Source organism: Treponema sp. OMZ 788 (assembly GCF_024181245.1).
GTDB lineage: Bacteria > Spirochaetota > Spirochaetia > Treponematales > Treponemataceae > Treponema_B.
Genome location: NZ_CP051199.1, coordinates 313,120 through 331,254, shown reverse-complemented (window position 1 = coordinate 331,254; position 18,135 = coordinate 313,120). Strand labels below are relative to the sequence as shown.

The 18,135-nt window shown below is 39.2% G+C and carries 15 protein-coding genes and 1 pseudogene; 10 read left to right on the top strand and 6 right to left on the bottom strand.

What is annotated here, in order from left to right; genetic code table 11:
• Positions 1-7 precede the first annotated feature (7 nt).
• Together E4O00_RS01475 and E4O00_RS01470 are read right to left on the bottom strand one after the other, a co-directional pair.
• The gene (locus tag E4O00_RS01475) at positions 8-910 is read right to left on the bottom strand and encodes an Rpn family recombination-promoting nuclease/putative transposase (protein WP_253678235.1); all 903 of its coding nucleotides are present in this window, start codon (positions 908-910) and stop codon (positions 8-10) included.
• 472 nt (positions 911-1,382) lie between these two features.
• Positions 1,383-3,110, bottom strand: a complete 1,728-nt coding sequence (locus E4O00_RS01470; RefSeq protein ID WP_253678234.1) for an AMP-dependent synthetase/ligase — start codon at positions 3,108-3,110, stop codon at positions 1,383-1,385.
• Positions 3,111-3,189: 79 nt separating this feature from the next.
• On the opposite strand from E4O00_RS01470, the gene E4O00_RS01465 reads away from it, so the two are divergent.
• A complete protein-coding gene (locus tag E4O00_RS01465) occupies positions 3,190-3,663 on the top strand; it encodes a C40 family peptidase (RefSeq protein WP_253678233.1) in 474 nt (157 codons plus the stop codon).
• 3 nt (positions 3,664-3,666) lie between these two features.
• Here E4O00_RS01465 and E4O00_RS01460 read toward each other — a convergent pair whose 3' ends face one another.
• Together E4O00_RS01460 and E4O00_RS01455 are read right to left on the bottom strand one after the other, a co-directional pair.
• On the bottom strand, positions 3,667-4,083 hold the full coding sequence (locus E4O00_RS01460) for a hypothetical protein (protein WP_253678232.1): 417 nt from the start codon (positions 4,081-4,083) through the stop codon (positions 3,667-3,669).
• Between the two features lies 1 nt (position 4,084).
• The gene (locus E4O00_RS01455) at positions 4,085-5,020 is read right to left on the bottom strand and encodes a TraB/GumN family protein (protein ID WP_253678231.1); all 936 of its coding nucleotides are present in this window, start codon (positions 5,018-5,020) and stop codon (positions 4,085-4,087) included.
• A gap of 78 nt (positions 5,021-5,098) precedes the next feature.
• Between E4O00_RS01455 and E4O00_RS01450 the strand changes: the two genes are divergently transcribed.
• Complete coding sequence (locus E4O00_RS01450; RefSeq protein WP_253678230.1) at positions 5,099-6,289, top strand: THUMP domain-containing class I SAM-dependent RNA methyltransferase; 1,191 nt, start codon at positions 5,099-5,101, stop codon at positions 6,287-6,289.
• 84 nt (positions 6,290-6,373) lie between these two features.
• On the opposite strand, the gene E4O00_RS01445 is transcribed toward E4O00_RS01450, so the two are convergent.
• Positions 6,374-7,234: a sigma-70 family RNA polymerase sigma factor gene (locus tag E4O00_RS01445; RefSeq protein WP_253678229.1), complete on the bottom strand. Its 861-nt coding sequence runs from the start codon at positions 7,232-7,234 to the stop codon at positions 6,374-6,376.
• 338 nt (positions 7,235-7,572) lie between these two features.
• Between E4O00_RS01445 and E4O00_RS01440 the strand changes: the two genes are divergently transcribed.
• Entirely contained in the window at positions 7,573-7,839 is a 267-nt protein-coding gene (locus E4O00_RS01440; protein WP_253678228.1) for a co-chaperone GroES, read from the top strand.
• 92 nt (positions 7,840-7,931) lie between these two features.
• Here the strand turns inward: E4O00_RS01440 and E4O00_RS01435 are convergent, their stop codons facing one another.
• Positions 7,932-9,125: an acetate/propionate family kinase gene (locus tag E4O00_RS01435; protein WP_253678227.1), complete on the bottom strand. Its 1,194-nt coding sequence runs from the start codon at positions 9,123-9,125 to the stop codon at positions 7,932-7,934.
• A gap of 138 nt (positions 9,126-9,263) precedes the next feature.
• On the opposite strand from E4O00_RS01435, the pseudogene E4O00_RS14075 reads away from it, so the two are divergent.
• From E4O00_RS14075 to E4O00_RS01395, 7 genes and pseudogenes are all read left to right on the top strand, one after another.
• Positions 9,264-12,090, top strand: a pseudogene (locus E4O00_RS14075) (CHASE2 domain-containing protein).
• A gap of 27 nt (positions 12,091-12,117) precedes the next feature.
• Positions 12,118-13,467: an MATE family efflux transporter gene (locus E4O00_RS01420; protein WP_253678224.1), complete on the top strand. Its 1,350-nt coding sequence runs from the start codon at positions 12,118-12,120 to the stop codon at positions 13,465-13,467.
• A gap of 69 nt (positions 13,468-13,536) precedes the next feature.
• Positions 13,537-14,382, top strand: coding sequence for a YitT family protein (locus E4O00_RS01415; RefSeq protein ID WP_253678223.1), 846 nt, complete (start codon positions 13,537-13,539; stop codon positions 14,380-14,382).
• A gap of 89 nt (positions 14,383-14,471) precedes the next feature.
• Positions 14,472-15,488 (top strand): ornithine carbamoyltransferase, encoded by a 1,017-nt coding sequence (gene argF / locus E4O00_RS01410; protein ID WP_253678222.1) that lies wholly within the window; start codon positions 14,472-14,474, stop codon positions 15,486-15,488.
• 79 nt (positions 15,489-15,567) lie between these two features.
• Entirely contained in the window at positions 15,568-16,383 is an 816-nt protein-coding gene (gene phnC, locus E4O00_RS01405) for a phosphonate ABC transporter ATP-binding protein (RefSeq protein WP_253678221.1), read from the top strand.
• Positions 16,380-17,249, top strand: a complete 870-nt coding sequence (locus E4O00_RS01400) for an ABC transporter permease subunit (protein ID WP_253678220.1) — start codon at positions 16,380-16,382, stop codon at positions 17,247-17,249. The genes phnC and E4O00_RS01400 overlap by 4 nt, the downstream gene beginning before the upstream one ends.
• Positions 17,246-18,082 carry a PhnE/PtxC family ABC transporter permease gene (locus tag E4O00_RS01395; protein ID WP_253678219.1) on the top strand — a complete coding sequence of 279 codons (837 nt, stop codon included), beginning with the start codon at positions 17,246-17,248 and terminating at the stop codon, positions 18,080-18,082. The genes E4O00_RS01400 and E4O00_RS01395 overlap by 4 nt, the downstream gene beginning before the upstream one ends.
• Positions 18,083-18,135 lie beyond the last annotated feature (53 nt).

The window sequence follows — 18,135 nt, the reverse complement described above, 5'->3', positions numbered from 1 at the left end:
AACCGAATTACAGTTTTTCAATCTCTTCACTGGAGAGGCCTGTCGCCTGCATTATCTTTTGTACAGGGTCACCTAGTTGCTTTAATATACGTGCCGTTTCAAGCTTATTTTGGTATTTGCCGTCGGAAAAACCTTGTTCAATACCGCGCTCAATGCCTTGTTCAATGCCTTCAGCAAATGCTATTCGTCTTTCTTCAGATCTCTGTACTGCGATGTCTGTGTCGTAATCATATTCGGCTACTAACATATTTATTACCTCCCGTGATTTTCTCATTAAATATTCTCTTAATATTCCTTTTTCTATGCATATCTTTACCGCATTGGTAAAGCCTTTTTCAGGGTCGAGCTGTGTTTGCTTTCTTACCTCTTCTACAAAGAGGCTGTATTCCTCTAACGGTTTACAGGCTGCTAGGATTTTGTTTGCTTTGTCCGTGTTTATGTTTAAAACCTGTACCGTCAGCTCCAGCGGAACGTGTTCTGGCTTTGTAATAAAGGCATCGGACAGTTTTAGAACCGTAGTTTCAGGATAGTCTTCTTTGCCGTTATAGAAAACGTAGAATTCCGGCGTGGGTATTTTTGAAAGTTTTCTTAGATACCTGTCGGTCGGTGCTTGCAGTTTTTCATAGAGCCTCGCTATGTATTCTAAAAAGCGTAAGGGCATGTTTTCGTTTATAGTGGACTGATGTTCTGCAAGAACGATGATTTTACCATCTACAAGGCAGGAAACATCGTTGATTATGTTCATATACATAACATTATCGAGCCTTATATTTTCTACAGGACACGAAAGCTGTAAATTCGTCCCATGCAAAGCGTTGTAAAGCGATAAGAAATTCTCTTTTGCTTTTTCGTCTTCGCTGAATAAATCGACAAAAACCGAGTCTTTGTATTTTCTGTTTGAAGTACTCATAGCCATCCCCTCATTGATTGTATTATAACATAATTACTTTAATTTTGTAAGAGTTGTTTTTTTTATTTAACCGCAGGGGGCGCTAAGAGCGCAAAGGGGTTTAAGGGAGTCTTTGTAAGACATCCTTTTATAATCCTTTGCGAAGTTGAGCGAAGCTCAACGCTCTGCGGGCGTTGCGGTTTTTTGAATCTGCACCGGTTATTTGCAAAAGTGCTCATACTATATAACCGCCGCGGATGGCGGTGGTTCCACGCATGCGATGTTTTGAGCACTGCTCAAAACTCGTGTTGAAAATCGAACAAGGATGTTCAATTTTCATACATTATACCACTCTTACCGCAGTTTTGTAAGGGATGATGACGGGCGGTCTATTACGGTAATAATAGGGGCAGGATCAAACATCTTTCCATCTTATAAAGATATGGGAACCTCTAAAAAACTGAAGCTCTTAGAGGTTCCTTTTTATAACTACCTACTTCTTAAACCGCTTTACCTTTTTGGTAGTGGTCATTTCAAGCGGCTCAGCAAGATAGGTTGTCTTTGTAATGCGCTGATAGGGTAAAAGCTTCTTATTTACGGTCTCGATGATAGCATCGATTTCTTTTTGAACAGCTGCATCGTCTTCGCTTGTGCCGCGGGTCTTGTTTAACTTTTTATAAAGTTCATCAGAGGGATAAACAAGGGCTTCAACTTCCTCGCCTTCCTCAGCCTGATAAGCTACTGCAGTAATCTGCTCAATCTCGTTATAGTAAAGCTGGAACATATTTTCGATTTCTTCTGGGAAGACGTTTTTTCCTCCCGCAGTAACTATGAGGTTTTTAGCCCTTCCGCAAAGGTATAGGTAACCTTCATCATCGAGCCAGCCGAGGTCTCCTGTACTAAACCAGCCGTCCGGCGAAAGCACCTTAGCTGTTTCTTCAGGCATGTTGTAGTAGCCCTGCATAACCATCGGCCCCTTTACGGCAACCTCGCCTATTCCCTTTTCATCCGGATCGAGGATTTTCATTTCCATATAAGAAATAAAATACTGTCCGACACTGGCTATCTTAAAGTGTTCCTTTGGGTTAAGGGCAACAATGGGAGAGGTCTCAGTCAGACCATAGCCCTGAACAAAGTCGATACCGAACTCGTTATAAGCCCTGCATACATTGGGAGCAAGGGGGCCGCCTCCGCAGATAGCGATACGCACATTTCCTAAGCTGGCCTTGTCCAAAATGCCGTGGAATAGCTTGCTGCCGATATTTACCTTAAATACCTTTTTAAAGAAGTAAGAAACTCCCATCAAGGCCCTGATAATACCGAAAACTACGGCACCCTTAGCCTTTATGCCTTTGAAGATACCTGCAAGCAGTTTATTAAACAAGAGCGGAACGCCCAAAAGCATCGTGATTTTTCCGGCTTTAAGCTCGGCAAGCATCTTTGATACGGCAAGAGTCTTGCCGAAAACCAATTCTGCACCAACCGAAAGAGCTTCGATAAATACCGCAAGCATCGTATACGAGTGATGAAGCGGCAAAAGAGCATAGAATACATCCGTGTGATAAATATTTAAATTAGACTGGGCTATATAGCAGTCGGAAACAAAGTTTTTGTGACTGAGCATAACGCCCTTTGGATTTCCCGTTGTACCTGAGGTAAAAAGGATTGCAGCTGTATCGCCTTCTTCAGCCTTGGCCAATTCGGGCGTACCATTAGGTTTTAAATTATATACATAAATCTCAGGATGTTTTTTACTTAAAGAATAAAGGGAGCCTATGTAAGTCTCGGTCTTTGCCTTTTCTTCAAAAAAGCCGAATTTTTCTTCATCTACAAAGAAAAGTTTGGGCTTTGCAGTTTTTAAAAGGTTTTCTATTTCTTCATTATGAAGACCGTAGTCTATCGGGATGGTAATAGCTCCTGCAAAAAGGGTTGCCAAATATACAACAGCCCATTCGGGGGAGTTCTTACCGGAAACAGCAACATGGGTTCCCTTTGTAACTCCGTTTTCGGTCATCCAATAAGCCAAGTCTTTGATTACCTTTAAACTTTCAGCATATGAAAGGGTAATACGATCGGGTTCAAATACCGTAAAACAATTTCTTTCAGGATACCGTTCTGCGGTAATTTCAAACATTTCGGGGAGGGTCGGCCACTCGCCTTTGAATTTTTTACCTCTCCACTCATCCAAAAAAGCCCAGGGCTTTTTATTAAGATTTGCCATAAGATCTTCCTTTTGTAAATAAATTTAGCTAAATTCTCTTATGGTTAGACCCGATAAAAGATTGGAGGTTGCAGAATTTATGAAAAAAATATTTATTTTTATTGTTTTAAGCTTTTTTTTAAACGGATGTATGTCATTCGGAGCTCAACCGCCTGAATCCCCGCGTCTCGATTTTATAAATGCCGCATATAAATACCTGAAAACTCCATATAAATATGCAGGAACTACAAAGGAAGGAATGGACTGTTCAGGTTTTATTTACCGCTCAGCTCTTGACGGCCTTGAAATGACAATCCCCAGAACGACAAAAGGGCTTGCGGGTTTTGTAAAACATATTTCAAACAAAGAGGTTCAACCAGGCGATCTTTTATTTTTTCATACTGTAGGAAATAAATTATCGCATGTCGGCATTTACATAGGCAACAGGCAGTTTATTCATGCGGCATCTCAGGGTAAACATACCGGTGTAATAGTTTCATCTCTTGATGAAAAGTACTGGAAAAAAAGCATACCGCTTTGCCGGGAGATTTTTAGAAGAAGAAGATATCTTTGATAACTAAATATCGAAAATATCCAAGATTATTATAAGCTGCATTCCCTTGCGGGGCTCAATGTTGATATAGAATTCCTGTATCAAGGCCTTAGGTTTTGTTTTAAGTTTCCTTATTATTGAAAACTCTTCCTTTGCCAATAGTTTTCCCTTAGGCCGTCTGTAATCAGAAAAATCATAAACCGCCTTCGTGATTAAGCGGCCTTCCTTAACTTGGACCACAATTTTTCCGTCTTCATTTGTAATATATTTTTCTTGAGTCCCATCCGAAAAAAATACAGTGCAGGGAAGATCCTTAAAAGATATTTGAGCCTTGTCTGTCAGCTGTATATAGGCTCCTTCAATTGTAGGCTGAACTTGCTTTGTTTTGCATGATGAAAAACAAAGAAGCACAACAGCAAAAAAAACAATAATCTTTTTCATTTTATTCTAAAATTCCTTTTATTCTCATTTGTTCAAAGACACTGTCTTCACCTATAAAATGAGCAAGCCCTGCAAACACAAGGGTTGTGCCGCCCTTATTAAGATATTCATCAAACCTTTCTGCCCAAACAATATTTCGGGCCTTCAGCAGAACCTCTTGAGAGATACCCTCGCTCATATCTAAAAGCGAACCTATAAAGTCTTTTAAGTCTTCACGATTGTTTTCCAAATAAAGCTTTTTTAATTTGGTAAGCAAGTCAACAGTGTTATCGGCATTTTTCAAATCGTCTATAGTTTTTTTAAGATCATACAGTTGTTCTTCAAAGCTGCCTGATGATAAGATATCCAGCTGTTCGTCAATAGTTTCAAGGGCTTCAACTTTTCTTTTTCCGGCACGGTTTACAAGATGCATATCTATACCGTTTTGCGGATCCAAACCGGCCTTGGTATATAGGATTTGGGTTAAGGTTACCGTAAGCACCCAAGGATTAAATTTAAAAAGCGGCAATGCAATGCCTTCTCCCAATTCTTGTTTAACAACATTGATTTCGTCTTCAGACAAAAAATTAGACAAATCTTTTTCGGGACTGATATTAATGCTTTGAATCATTCTTATCTGAAATTTTTCCTGAATGGTTCCGATTTCGGGAAGACCGCCCAACTCACTTACCAGCCTATCAGCCTTATCAAAAATTTCAAGCACTTTATCTTCTAAAGGATAAAAATCTTTATCGGCAACATGAATTGTACCTAAAACATAAATTGATGCATCATCTTTTTTTATTTCCCAAAGCATCCTTTCGGGATGCCTTATCAACACAGCCTTAGGTTCGTTTTCATCTTTTAAATTAGCGTTTTTTGTGGCACAAGATGTTAAAAACGAAAAGAGCAGTACAAGGCTTAAAACATAAGACAAAAGTTTTTTTGGGTTCTTCATATTTTCTCCAAATTTCAGCAGATTATTATATTTAAAGTATATAAAAATTTGAAAAAAAATGCTATACTGCGAAGTACTATGAATGACTTTATTGCTTTATGTGCCGTAGGTGCAGAACCTGTCCTTACAAAGGAATTAAAAATCTTAGGCTTTAAACCCTATAATAGATTACCCGGAAGGGTGTTTTTTACATCGGAAGAAAAGGATCCTCTTTTGGCCTTTTTTAAGGCAAATTATTTTTTACGCACGGCAGACAGGGTTTTTCTGCTCATAAATACCGCAAAGGCCGAAAATTTTGATGACCTCTTTGATTTAGTCTTTTCTATAGATTGGCATAATTATTTTCCGCGGGATGCCCGCATAACCATTGATAAGGTGCGTACCTATAAATCCAAACTTTCTTCGGAACATGCAGTTCAATCCATCGTGCATAAGGCAGTCTGCGATAAGCTGTGCAAAAAATGGAATATGCACTCCCTCCCCGAAACGGGAACCCGTTTTATGATTCGAATATATATAGAAAATAATAATGTCTATGTATGTCTGGATCTATCGGGAGAACCTCTTTACAGAAGGGGCTACCGCTTAAGCGGAGGAGCCGCCCCCATGAGGGAAACCTTGGCGGCCGTGTTAATTCAGCTCATGCAATGGAAAAGAAAAATTCCTCTCCACGATGCTTTTTGCGGCTCAGGCACCATCCCGATTGAAGCGGCTTGGTATGCCTACAATATCCCGCCCGGAATTGCCCGTCACTTTGCCTTTGAAAGATTTATCTGTTTTGAAAAAGAAAAAATAGAAAGCGTTTTAAAAGAAGAAAAAGAAAGAGCAGCCTCTCAGGTACGCACCGACTGCCTTGCAAGGATAACCGGCTCGGATATTTCGGAAGAGGCCGTTTCTCTTTCAAAGGCTAATGCAGAGAGGGCCTGTATAATTGCAGGAAGGGAACTTCATGCCGCAGGCATTACCCATCACATAGAACGCCCCGATTTTATTCAATCGGACTTTTCAGAACTGGAAGCCCCATACGAAAGAGGCATCCTTTTATCCAATCCGCCCTACGGTGAAAGGCTCGGAAGCGAGGAAGAAGCCTTTGAGCTTTATAAGAGGATGGCAGAAATCCCACGCCGCTTTCCCGGCTGGAAGCTCGGCTTTATCACAAGCAAAAAGGAATTTGAAAAAATATTTTGTAAGCAAAATAAGGATGCAGTCCTAAAAAAACACAACATCCGCGGCGGTAATATGGAAACAGTCTTGTACATTATGGAGTAAGCCTCCGGTTTAGCATACAAAAAAAGGGCTGTCTAAAAGACAGCCCTAAGTTAATTGCATGGAACTAATTTTTATGGAAATCGTTTATGCTACATAAACGGCAAGTTTTTGTTTTTCGGCAGGCTTTTTAAGCTGCTGCAAGGCCTTCTTTTCAATCTGGCGAATTCTTTCCTTTGTAAGATTAAAGATGAGCCCTACCTCTTTTAACGAAAGAGGAGCATAGCCGCCAAGCCCGAAACGATAGCGGATTATTTCGGCTTCCCTGTCATCAAGATTTTTAAGAAGCTCGTTGACCTCATCTTTAAGGCTCATATCCATCGCATAGTCTTCCGGCATTTGATGAGTTTCATCTTGTAAAAAGTCGTTTACACTGGAGCTGCCGGGTTCATCAAAAACGGGAGCATCAATCGAAATAGGCTCTCTTGCTGCATTCATAATTGTATGAACCATAGAATTATCCATGTTTAAAATGCCTGCAATCTCATTGAGTTCCTGAGTTTCGTTTCCCGAAAAGTCGATTTCTTTTTTTGCCTTTTCTATTTGAACAAGCTCATTTGCCCTGTTTAAAGGAAGGCGTATCATTCTGGATTTTTCGCAAATGGCCTTTAAGATGGACTGCTTAATCCACCAAACGGCATAATAAATAAATTTATAACCCTTTGAAACATCGAATCTTTCGGCTGCATTCATCAAGCCTATGTTGCCTTCACTGATAAGGTCCATAAGGGGAAGGCCTTGATTTTGATATTTTTTTGCTACATTTACAACAAAGCGCAAGTTTGAATTTACCAACATATTTTTGGCATCTTCATCTCCCTTTTCTGCAAGTTTGGCGTATTTTATTTCTTCCTCCGCAGTTAAAAGCGGTATTTGATTGATTTCTTTTAAATAAGCGGCTAGAGAGTTCATTTCTGCATCATAATTGTTTTTTGTTCTGTTATACATAACTTAACTCCTTGTATAAAACTTGGAAGCCTTTTGACCTCCAATGTATACAAGCAAAAATCATGCTAAACTATAAATTTTTGTAAAAAATATTTTTAAATTAGAAAAAACAACGGATTAATTCTATAACCTCATAATCAATATAGAGTTATAAAATCAGTCATATGAAATTTAAAATAATCAAAACCTATTGCCTTTTTGGCTTTTTTTTCTTATATTTTATGGTATTCGGGATTTATGTATTGAAATGACACAACCCGAAATAAAACACAAAAAAGAGTGCCAAAAAGGCACAAATATTGCTTTTGTGTTCTTTTAATTTTTCAGGAGGTCTTTTGATGAAAGTTAAACCCTTAGGAGACAGAGTTTTAGTAAAACCGGATGCCGTAGAAACAAAAACTGCCGGCGGAATCATCATTCCCGACACAGCTCAAGAAAAAACCCAAAGAGGTGTTGTTGTAGCTGTAGGAGATGACAAAGAAAAGATTAAGGTTTCAGTCGGACAAAAAGTTATTCACGACAAGTATGCCGGAACTCAAATTCAGCTTGACGGTGTCGATCATTTGATTTTAAAAGCAAATGATTTGGTTGCCGTTATAGAATAAGGTTTAGCGTTTTTATCTGACAGATAAAAGCTTATTAAAAAAAGGCGGGTCTTGTTTAAAGCCCCGCCTTTTTCTTTTAGTTTAAAAGAGTTTTATTTTACCAATGACATTGTGTCCTTAGCAATCATAAGCTCTTCGTTTGTGGGGATTATAAGAACCTTAACCTTTGATGAGGCCTTGCTGGCATCGGTAAGTTTTCCCCTTACCTTGTTCTTTTCGGAATCAAGTTCAACTCCGAGGAATTCCAAACCGTGACAGATTTTTTCTCGAAGCTCGATCGAGTTTTCGCCTATACCGGCTGTAAATACTAAGGCATCCACTCCGCCGAGCTGGGCTGCATAAGAAGCTATGTATTTTCTGACTCTGTTGCAGAAAACATCCAAAGCGAGCTGAGCCCTCTTGTTTCCTTCTTTTGCGGCAGTTTCAATATCCCTGAAGTCGCTGCTTACACCGGAAATACCCAAAACGCCGGACTTTTTGTTTAAAACATTGCTCATGTCATCGGCTGAAAGTTTTTCCTTGTTCATAATAAAGGGGAGAATTGCAGGGTCGAGGTCGCCGGAGCGGGTTCCCATTGCTAAACCTTCGAGGGGAGTAAGGCCCATTGAGGTATCTACACATTTTCCGCCTTTGATGGCTGCCAAGCTGGAGCCGTTTCCTAAGTGGCAGGTAATAACCTTAAAATCGGCCGAATTATTTTTAAGTGTTTCGGCAGCTTTTTCTGAAACAAAGCGGTGAGATGTTCCGTGGAAGCCGTAGCGGCGGATCTTATATTTTTCGTAATACTCGTAGGGAAGAGCATAGATATAGTTTTCTGCAGGCATTGTTTGATGGAAGGCCGTATCAAAAACTCCTACCATGGGAGTGTTCGGCATAAGGGCCTTACAAGCTTCAATTCCCATAATATTTGCAGGGTTGTGCAAGGGAGCAAGGTCGATACATGATTTGATACCGGCCATTACCCTGTCATCTAAAAGAACGGACTTATTGAATTCTTCTCCGCCGTGAACTACCCTGTGACCTACAGCCGTAATCTCGTCCATAGATTTTACAACGCCGTGATTTTTGTCGATGAGTGCATCCAAAACAAGCTGAATAGCCTTTTTGTGATCATCCATTTTTTCTTCAATTAAAACGGCATCCATTCCTTTTTTTTCGTGCTTAATGCGAGAACCTTCAATACCGATTCTTTCGACAAGGCCTTTTACCAAAACATCTTCGTTAGTCATATCAATTAGCTGATACTTTAAAGAAGAGCTTCCGCAGTTGATAACCAATATCTTCATTATATATCTCCTTAAAAATGAAAAGTAATATTATCAACTATAATACCTCAAAATATAATAAAAGTCTATCTATATAAAGGCTTGTTTTTTAATAATTTTTACATTATAATGGAATTTATAATCCTCAATTTATAAAGTATTAGGAGAAAGCTATGGTCGAAAAAGAAAAAGAGTAAATCGGCATTTGCAGTTTTTTTGCAAAATAATCTTAATTTTATAATAGCAATAATTGTGTTTTTAATTTTTACGGCCTTCAGCTTTATTAAATTAGGAAGAAATATTGAAAACCAAGTCTACGATGCAATGTTAAGACTTAAACCTGAAATCGAAGAAAAAAGCGAAGTTCTCCTTTTAAATGTAGACGATTTTTCCATAGAGCAAGTAGGTTCCTGGCCTTGGTCGAGGGATGTCTTAGCCGATGTTTTAATTCGCTTAAAGGAGGCCGGCGGCAAGGCTGCCGTTTTCGATATTGAATATCTGTCCGCAGGAAGGGCAGGTGCAAATAATGCTTATGTCGAGCATGAGCTTCCCAAAGAATATGCGGCCGTCCGTCAGGAATTCGGAGAATATATAAAAGAATTTTCGGATGCCGTCGCAAGCAAAAACATTCCGCTTTCTGAAGTAAAAACAATAGGAAAGGATATGTCCGACTATTTTCAATTAAGGATTGAGGAGCTTTCCGATTCAATTAAACATAATGTTTTTAGGGATAATGATGTTTATATGGGGGCTGCAGCCGGTTTTTTTGAAAATTCTTTTTTAACCATAAACGCAGTAAACATAAACATAAGCAGCGAAACAAAGGAACTAAAAGACTTTGCCTATAATAATTTCTTGTTTACAAATATCGAAGATGAGGCAGGTCTTTTAAAAAAAGAAACATTGGCAAACCGCAAGGCAGCAAATGAAGAGTACGGTATGGCACCGGCTATTATGCCGATACTCAAATATGCAAGAGGGGCGGGATTTCCTAATGTAGTTATAGACGAGGACGGTGTACGCCGCCGCATTTCTCTTTTAACTGAATATGAAGGCAGGTACATAGGCCAGCTGGTTTTTACTCCAATCCTTCACATCCTTGAGCCGGAAAAAATTATCCGTACGGGAAGACGCCTGATTTTGAAAAATGCCAAGGATCCGTCCGATTTGGAAAAAAGAAAGGATCTTATAATCCCTCTTGATGAGGATGGAAACCTTTTAATCAATTGGCTAAAAAAACGCTTTGCCGATACCGACAACCCCGAAAACGGCAGTTTTAAAAGTCTATCGGTTTATGCCCTTACCTATGCCGACATAATGGAAAAGAATTTAGTTTCACTTTTGGAAGCCATAAAAAATTTGCAAATCAGAACTGCTGAAGGATACCTGTCTTATCATAGTGCAGTTACTTCTTTAGAAAGTGAATATTCAAGACTAGGTGAATGGAAGAATGAGTTACTAAATAAAAACAGGCAAGACTTTAAAGAATACTTTACAGCCCGGGACTCTTTTTTTGATAATTACAGCAAATTTTTAAGCGGAGATTTCGATAAGGAAATCATCGGACTTTTTGCAAAAATAAAAGAACAAAGCGGCTCTACCGAATACGATACGATAGAAGCCTATGCTGCAGACCTTTTTACAAAGGCAAAAGAAGAATATAAAAACTATTCCGATCATATAAACTATATCAAAGGTTTTTGTAACAATGCCTTTGCAATTATAGGATATAGCGGTGTAGGAACATCCGATTTGGGTGTTAACCCCTTTTGGAAGTCATATCCTAATGTAGGTACCCATGCCAATATTTACAACACAATCATGAATGAGGATTTTATAACTCCTCTTCCAAAATGGGTTTCAATTATCCTTGCTTTTGTAATAGCAATCTTTACAGCCTTTATTCTAAAAAAAAGTAGAAAGAGGTTTTATCAAGGTACTTGTCGGAATCGTGTTATTAAGCTTAACTCTTTCCTTGGGAATTCTTTTATTCGTATTCGGCAAGATATACCTTCAGCTCTTTCTTCCGGTTGTAACGGTGGTTATCAGCTTTATAGTAATCCTCTTACTTAACTTTATTTTCAGTGAAAAAGAAAAAGGTTTTTTACGAAAAGCTTTCGGTGTTTATCTTTCGGACGATGTTGTAAACGAAATTATTTCCGACCCCGACAAACTCACTCTTGGCGGAGAACAAAAAAGAATTACGGCTCTGTTCACCGACATAAAATCCTTCTCTACCCTTTCGGAAAAAATTACGCCTGAGCATTTAGTTTCGGTTTTAAACGTTTACCTCACACAAATGAGCGATTTAATTCTACATGAAAAAGGCACAATAGATAAATACATTGGAGATGCCATCGTAGCCTTTTTTGGAGCGCCGACAGACTTACCGGATCATGCTTACAGGGCTTGCCTTGCCGCAATCAGGATGAAGCAGGCAGAAAAAGAACTCAATAAGCAGCTTTATGACGCAGGAGACATTCCCATGCCCATCTTTACGCGCATAGGAATAAACACCGGAGAAATGGTTGTCGGCAACATGGGCACAGAAAAAAAGATGAACTACACTATCATGGGAAATGATGTAAACCTTGCAGCCCGTCTTGAAGGTGTAAACAAAAAATACGGCACATGGATATTGGCATCCGAATCTACATGGAACGAAACTAATGATGCTTTCTTAGGCCGCCGCCTCGACCGCGTAAGGGTTGTAGGTATCAATACTCCGGTTCAGCTTTACAATGTTATGGCAGTAAAATCGGAGGCCGATTCCGAAATGATAAGGCTTGTAGGCATATTTGAAAATGCAATAGATTTTTACAGACAAAGGGAATATCAAAAAGCCCTTAACCTTTTTAACAAGTGTTTGGAAGTCGCCCCTGATGATGAGCCTTCAAAGATGTATGTTGAAAGAATGAATATGCTTCTTGCAGATACTGAAACAGCCTCAACTCACAGCGACATTGTAAACATGACAAGTAAATAAATCTCTTTATTTTATAAGGATGCTAATATGAAAAATTTAACTCAAGGAAATGAGCTAAAACAAATAACGCTTTTTTCCTTACCGATGCTTTTAGGCAATATCTTTCAGCAATTATATAATGTGGTTGACAGCATTGTAGTAGGAAAAAACATAGGAGACCATGCACTTGCAGCCGTAGGAATTTCTTTTCCGGTATGGTTTATTTTTATATCACTTGTCATAGGTTTTACAATGGCTTGTAATATTTTAATAGCTCAATTTGTAGGAGCAAAAAAACACGAAGAAATAGACAAGGTAATTCAAACAAGCATATTGATTTTGTTTTGGGCAGGTCTTATAGTTACGGTCATCGGTATCTTTTTGGCTCCCTACATTTTAAAGATGATGAACACACCCTCGGATGTATTTGAAGAAGCCCTTATTTATTTAAGGCTGATTTTTAGCGGAATGATTTTTTTGTTTATATATAATGCCTTTACTGCCATGCTGAGAGGTTTCGGCGACTCGATGACTCCTCTTTATGCCCTGATAATTTCTACCTTAATAAACATAGGCCTTGACTGTTTATTTGTAATAGTATTTAAATGGGGAATTGCGGGAGCTGCAATAGCAACGGTGATAGCACAATTCGTTTCATGCTTTTGGCTTATACTTTATTCAAGAAAAAAATACGAAGCCTTTAGAGTAAACTTTTTTAAACTAAGGTTCGATAAGATTATATGTATGCAGTCCGTCAAAATGGGCTTCCCCTCAGGGATTCAGCAAGCCTTGGTCGGCGGAGGCTTTATGGCCCTCCTTTCGATTGTAAACACCTTCGGCACACAAACGGCAGCAGCTTATTCGGCCGCAGGAAAACTTGACGGTTTTATAGTTATGCCGGCCCTAAATATCGGCGTTGCCCTTTCATCATTTACGGGTCAAAACATAGGAGCCGGAAAACTGGACAGGGTAAAAAGAGGTTTGCATGCCTCATTACTTTTAGCACTGGGAATTACAGTTACGGCTACTACTGCAATAGTAATTTTCGGCAAAAGCGTTATGCATCTTTTTGTCAATAATCCCGAAGTAATCGCATTGGGAGCCCGATACCTGATAATAGTTGCCCCTGCATATTTTTTTAATACGATAACCTTTACCTTAAACGGAGTTATACGCGGAGCAGGAGAGACTGTTTTTCCGATGATTTCTACCCTGATGGCTATGTGGGTTTTTAGGGTACCGGCCGCTGCTGTTCTATCAAGATACTTAGGCTCGGACGGAATTTGGCTCGCCGTTTCTATAGGTTCGGCTGCAGGCTGTCTTTTAACCTTCATTTACTATTGTTCGGGAAACTGGAAAAAAAAGACAGCCAAAATTTTGGAAATCAAAAATAGATAAATTATTGAACTTAGCTATTTTTCAAGTTTAAATAATATATAGATTAATTTTTATTTTAAAGGAAAAAAAATGAAAGAAAAATTATCGAGTTTTTTTTACATTGTTTGCGGAGTTTTGATGATAGCATCCGGCATTCATTTCTTTTTGCTGCCTTCAAAACTGTCTTTGGGAGGAGCAACCGGTATGGCCTTGGTATTGTCAAAATACCTGCCGCTTTCTACAGGAGCCTTACTTGTAGTAGTAAACATTTTTTTGTTTGCCCTAGGCTTTTTAATCATCGGAAACAAATTCGGTCTTAAAACGGTTTGTGCAAGCCTTGGGCTTTCAGGAGCCGTATGGCTTTTGGAAATTTTAGTTCCTCTTCAAGCTCCTATTGTAAACGATAAATTCTTACAGCTTATTATTGCTGTCATACTTTACGGCGGCGGTGTAGGCATAGTTTTAAACCAATATGCTTCAACCGGAGGAAGCGATATCTTTGCAATGATTTTTCAAAAATATTTCGGCCTCGACTTAGGGAAGGGATGCTTGCTTACCGATTTTACGATTACCGTTTTCGCAGGCTTTGCCTACGGAACGGAAATAGCTTTGTTCTCTCTTGTAGGAGTTATCATAAACGGCCTTGTAATAGACTCTACAATTGACGGTCTAAATGTAAGCAAGTACTGCGTAATAAATACAGAAAAACCTGATGAGCTTTGCCGATTTATGGTAGAGCTCGGCCGGTCGGCAAATGTATACAAAGCGACGGGAGCATATACACATACTGAGCGTTCTGTTATCCAGACCGTAATGAGCCGCCGAGACTTTGTAAAACTAAAAAGCTATCTAGCTCAAAATGACCCTAAAGCCTTTATGGTAGTAACCAATGCCCATTCAGTATTCGGCTGGCATTGGAGGAAGATAGGAGAATAGGATCTAGGTACATAAAAGGTACTGGATTATTTTTGCAAAAGCTGATATAGTTAAAATATTCATCAATAGCATCTTAAGGAGTTAAAACTATGCTTAAAGAAATTCGCGGAAAGAGCGCAAAGAACTTGCGCGGAAGAAGCTTTCTAAAATTGTTGGATTTTACTACAGACGAAATCCGCTATTTACTCAACCTTTCAAAAAATTTTAAAGACATGAAAAGGGCAGGAATTCCTCACAGATACCTCGAAGGAAAAAATATCGTTCTTCTTTTTGAAAAAACCTCTACAAGAACACGCTGCTCTTTTGAAGTTGCAGGTTATGACCTAGGGATGGGCGTTACCTACCTTGATCCCAATTCTTCACAGATGGGACACAAAGAATCTATCGAAGACACAGCCCGTGTTTTAGGAAGAATGTATGATGGTATCGAGTACAGAGGTTTCAGCCAGGAGCTTGTAGAAACCTTGGCCGAGTATTCAGGCGTTCCCGTATGGAACGGCTTGACCGACCTTTTCCACCCCACTCAAATGCTTGCAGACCTTCTTACAATCGAAGAAAACTTCGGATATTTGAAGGGGCTTAAATTCACATACATGGGAGATGCCAGAAACAACGTAGCCAACTCCCTCATGATAGCTTGTGTAAAGATGGGAATGCACTTTACTGCATGTTCACCCAAGCACCTCTTCCCCACCGAAGACTTGGTGGCAGCTGCAAAAGAAATCGCAGCCCAGACAGGCGGAAGCGTAACCCTCACAGAAAACGTAAATGATGGAACAAAGGGTGCCCATGTTCTTTATACCGACATTTGGGTATCCATGGGTGAACCCGACAGCGTATGGGAAGAGCGCATTAAGCTTTTAAAGCCCTATCAGGTAAACAAGGCCGCTATGGACAATGCAGACAAGGATGCAATCTTCTTACACTGCCTCCCCTCTTTCCACGACCTAAAGACAACAAAGGGTCAGGAGATTCACAAAAAATTCGGTCTTCCCGAAATGGAAGTAACAAACGAGGTTTTCGAATCTCATAAATCGGTTGTTTTTGATGAAGCCGAAAACCGCATGCATACAATCAAAGCCGTTATGTATGCCACAATGTGCTAATCTCTTAAACTAGCTTAATCACAAGACTCTTTCTAAAAAACTTAGGAAGAGTCTTTAATTTTTTTTGGAGGTAAGCCTTGTGATTCTTGAACTTAAAAATATTTCAAAAACTTATCCTTCAGGACGAAGAGCCTTGCAAAGCATTTCTTTTAAAATAGAAGAAGGAGAAATTGCTGCAATAATAGGGCTCTCCGGTGCCGGAAAATCTACGATGCTTCGATGTATAAACCGCTTGGTTGAGCCGGATGAGGGAGATGTGATTTTTTTGGGAGAAAAAATAAACAGGCTCAAAGGAAAAGCATTAAGGCAATACCGCTCAAAAATAGGAATGATTTTTCAAAACTATAATCTGGTAGAGCGGCTTAATGCCGTCGAAAATGTCCTCCACGGCTGCCTAGGTTCAATTCCCTCCTACCGCGGAGCCCTAGGCCTTTACACCGAAGAAGAAAAGGAAAGAGCCTTTGCCCTTTTAAAAACTGTGGGCATGGAAGACTTTGCCTTTCAAAGATGCAGCGAATTAAGCGGCGGCCAAAAGCAAAGGATAGGCATTGCAAGGGCACTAATGCAAAATCCGAAACTTTTATTATGCGATGAACCCATAGCCTCCCTCGACCCTCAATCTTCAGAAATAGTTTTAAACTATATTAAAGAATTTGCAGTAAGAAAAAAAATAGCCTGCCTTATAAGTCTTCACCAAATGGAGGCCGCAAAAAAATATGCGGATAGAATAATAGCCTTCAATAGCGGTAAAATAGTTTTTGACGGAAGGCCTGATTCTTTAAATGATGAAATCCTCCATAAGGAAATTTTTACACAGTCCTCTATTACAGATTCTTCTATTGAGAATTCTTATGTTACAAATTCTTCTAAATGCAGTGAGGAAAAAACTTTATGAAGTTCGATTTAAAAATTCACGCAGAGGAAAAAAGGCATAGAAGGCATTATCATAAAAAAACGGCCTCATACTCTTGGGAAAAAAAGCAAATCTTTTTTGCAAGAAAAAAACTAAAAGCAATTTTAATTCTTTTAAGCCTTATTTTAATTTATTACTTTGCGGCAAATATAACGGGCTTTAAAGACCTTAGAGCAATTTTTAAGTTTCCGCTTGCGATAGTTTGGCTTATAAAAAATTTTATCCCCGACAGTGAAAGTTTAAAACACACTCCGGTTATAATAAAAACCTTGGGCGAAACCTGCGTGATAGCAGCTTCGGCAACTACGGCAGCCGCCCTTTTTGCGCTTGTCCTTGCCCTACTCGGCTCCGAAACCACAGGCATAAATAAGCCTTTTAAAATAGGCCTTACCTTGGCAGCTTCTTTTTTAAGAAACATTCCGCTTGTCGCATGGGCCATGCTTTTATTGTTCTCGTTTAAACAAAATAACTTTACCGGTTTTTTGGCCCTCTTTATAATTACCTTCGGGCATCTTGTAAGGGCTTTTAAAGAGATGATAGATGAAACAAGCGAGGAGTCCTTTACAGCCTTGCGTGCTGCAGGCGTTCCGTATTTTCCGGCCCTCTTTAATTCGGTCTTCCCAAGCATAGCACCCGGCCTTGTTTCGTGGCTCTTATATACGATCGAAACAAATGTGAGGGACTCGGCCCTCATAGGAATTTTAACCGGAACGGGAATCGGTTTTTTATTCAATCTTTATTTTAAAAGTTTCAGGTATAACAGTGCAGGCCTTATTATTTTTAGCCTGATAATCGTAGTTTTATTTATCGATATTCTTTCAAATAAAATAAGGCGGATTCTTTTATGATTGAACAAGAAAAAAAAATCAGACAGGCAAACAAAAAAATAAAGATAAAAAAATTCTCAAAACAAAGGCTTTTAATTTTACTTGTGCTCATCTTTTTATCCTGCCTTACAATCATAACCTTATTTAAAATAGAAAAACCGAACTACGGAATTCAAAAAGCCTTTTTACAATTTGCAGAATATTCAAAGGACTTATTTATTTACCCAAAGCTCTCGCAAAAATATTCTTATACGGAAATCTTTTTTTCTCTTTTGGTAAGTTTAAGCCTTGCCCTTTTAACTACAGTGTTCGGAATTGTGCTTGCCTTCTTTTTAGGGATAGCCGCCTCGGAAAATCTTTCAAACAAGTATCTTGTAAAAATCGTAAGAACGGCAATGTCCCTTATCCGCTCGGTGCCGACCATTATTTGGGTTTTAATTTTTTCGGTAACCGCAAACATCGGAGCGGAAGCCGCCGTCCTCGGTATGAGCTTTCACAGCACAGCCTACCTTGTAAAAGGCTTTTCGGAAAGCTTTGACGGCATAGACAAAAAAACGATTGATGCCTTAAAAGCCTGCGGGGCAAGTTATATCGAAATTATAAGTCAAGCCGTCCTCCCTGCTTCAATAAACAATTTAATCTCGTGGAGCTTTTTTAGGTTTGAGATTAACTTTGGGAATGCCGTTGCCGTGGGTGCAGCTGCAGGAGCCGGCGGAATAGGTTACGAGCTTTTTATGGCAGGCTCCTTAAACTTTAATATGAGTGAAGTCGGCTTTATATCATATCTGATTTTCGGCACGGCAATTATTTTGGAAGTATCTTCGACAAGGATAAGAAACAAGATCAGGCATTAGGCCTTTAAGTTTAGCGGGGCAGGAAAAAAAATAAGCGAACTTTAGGCTGTATT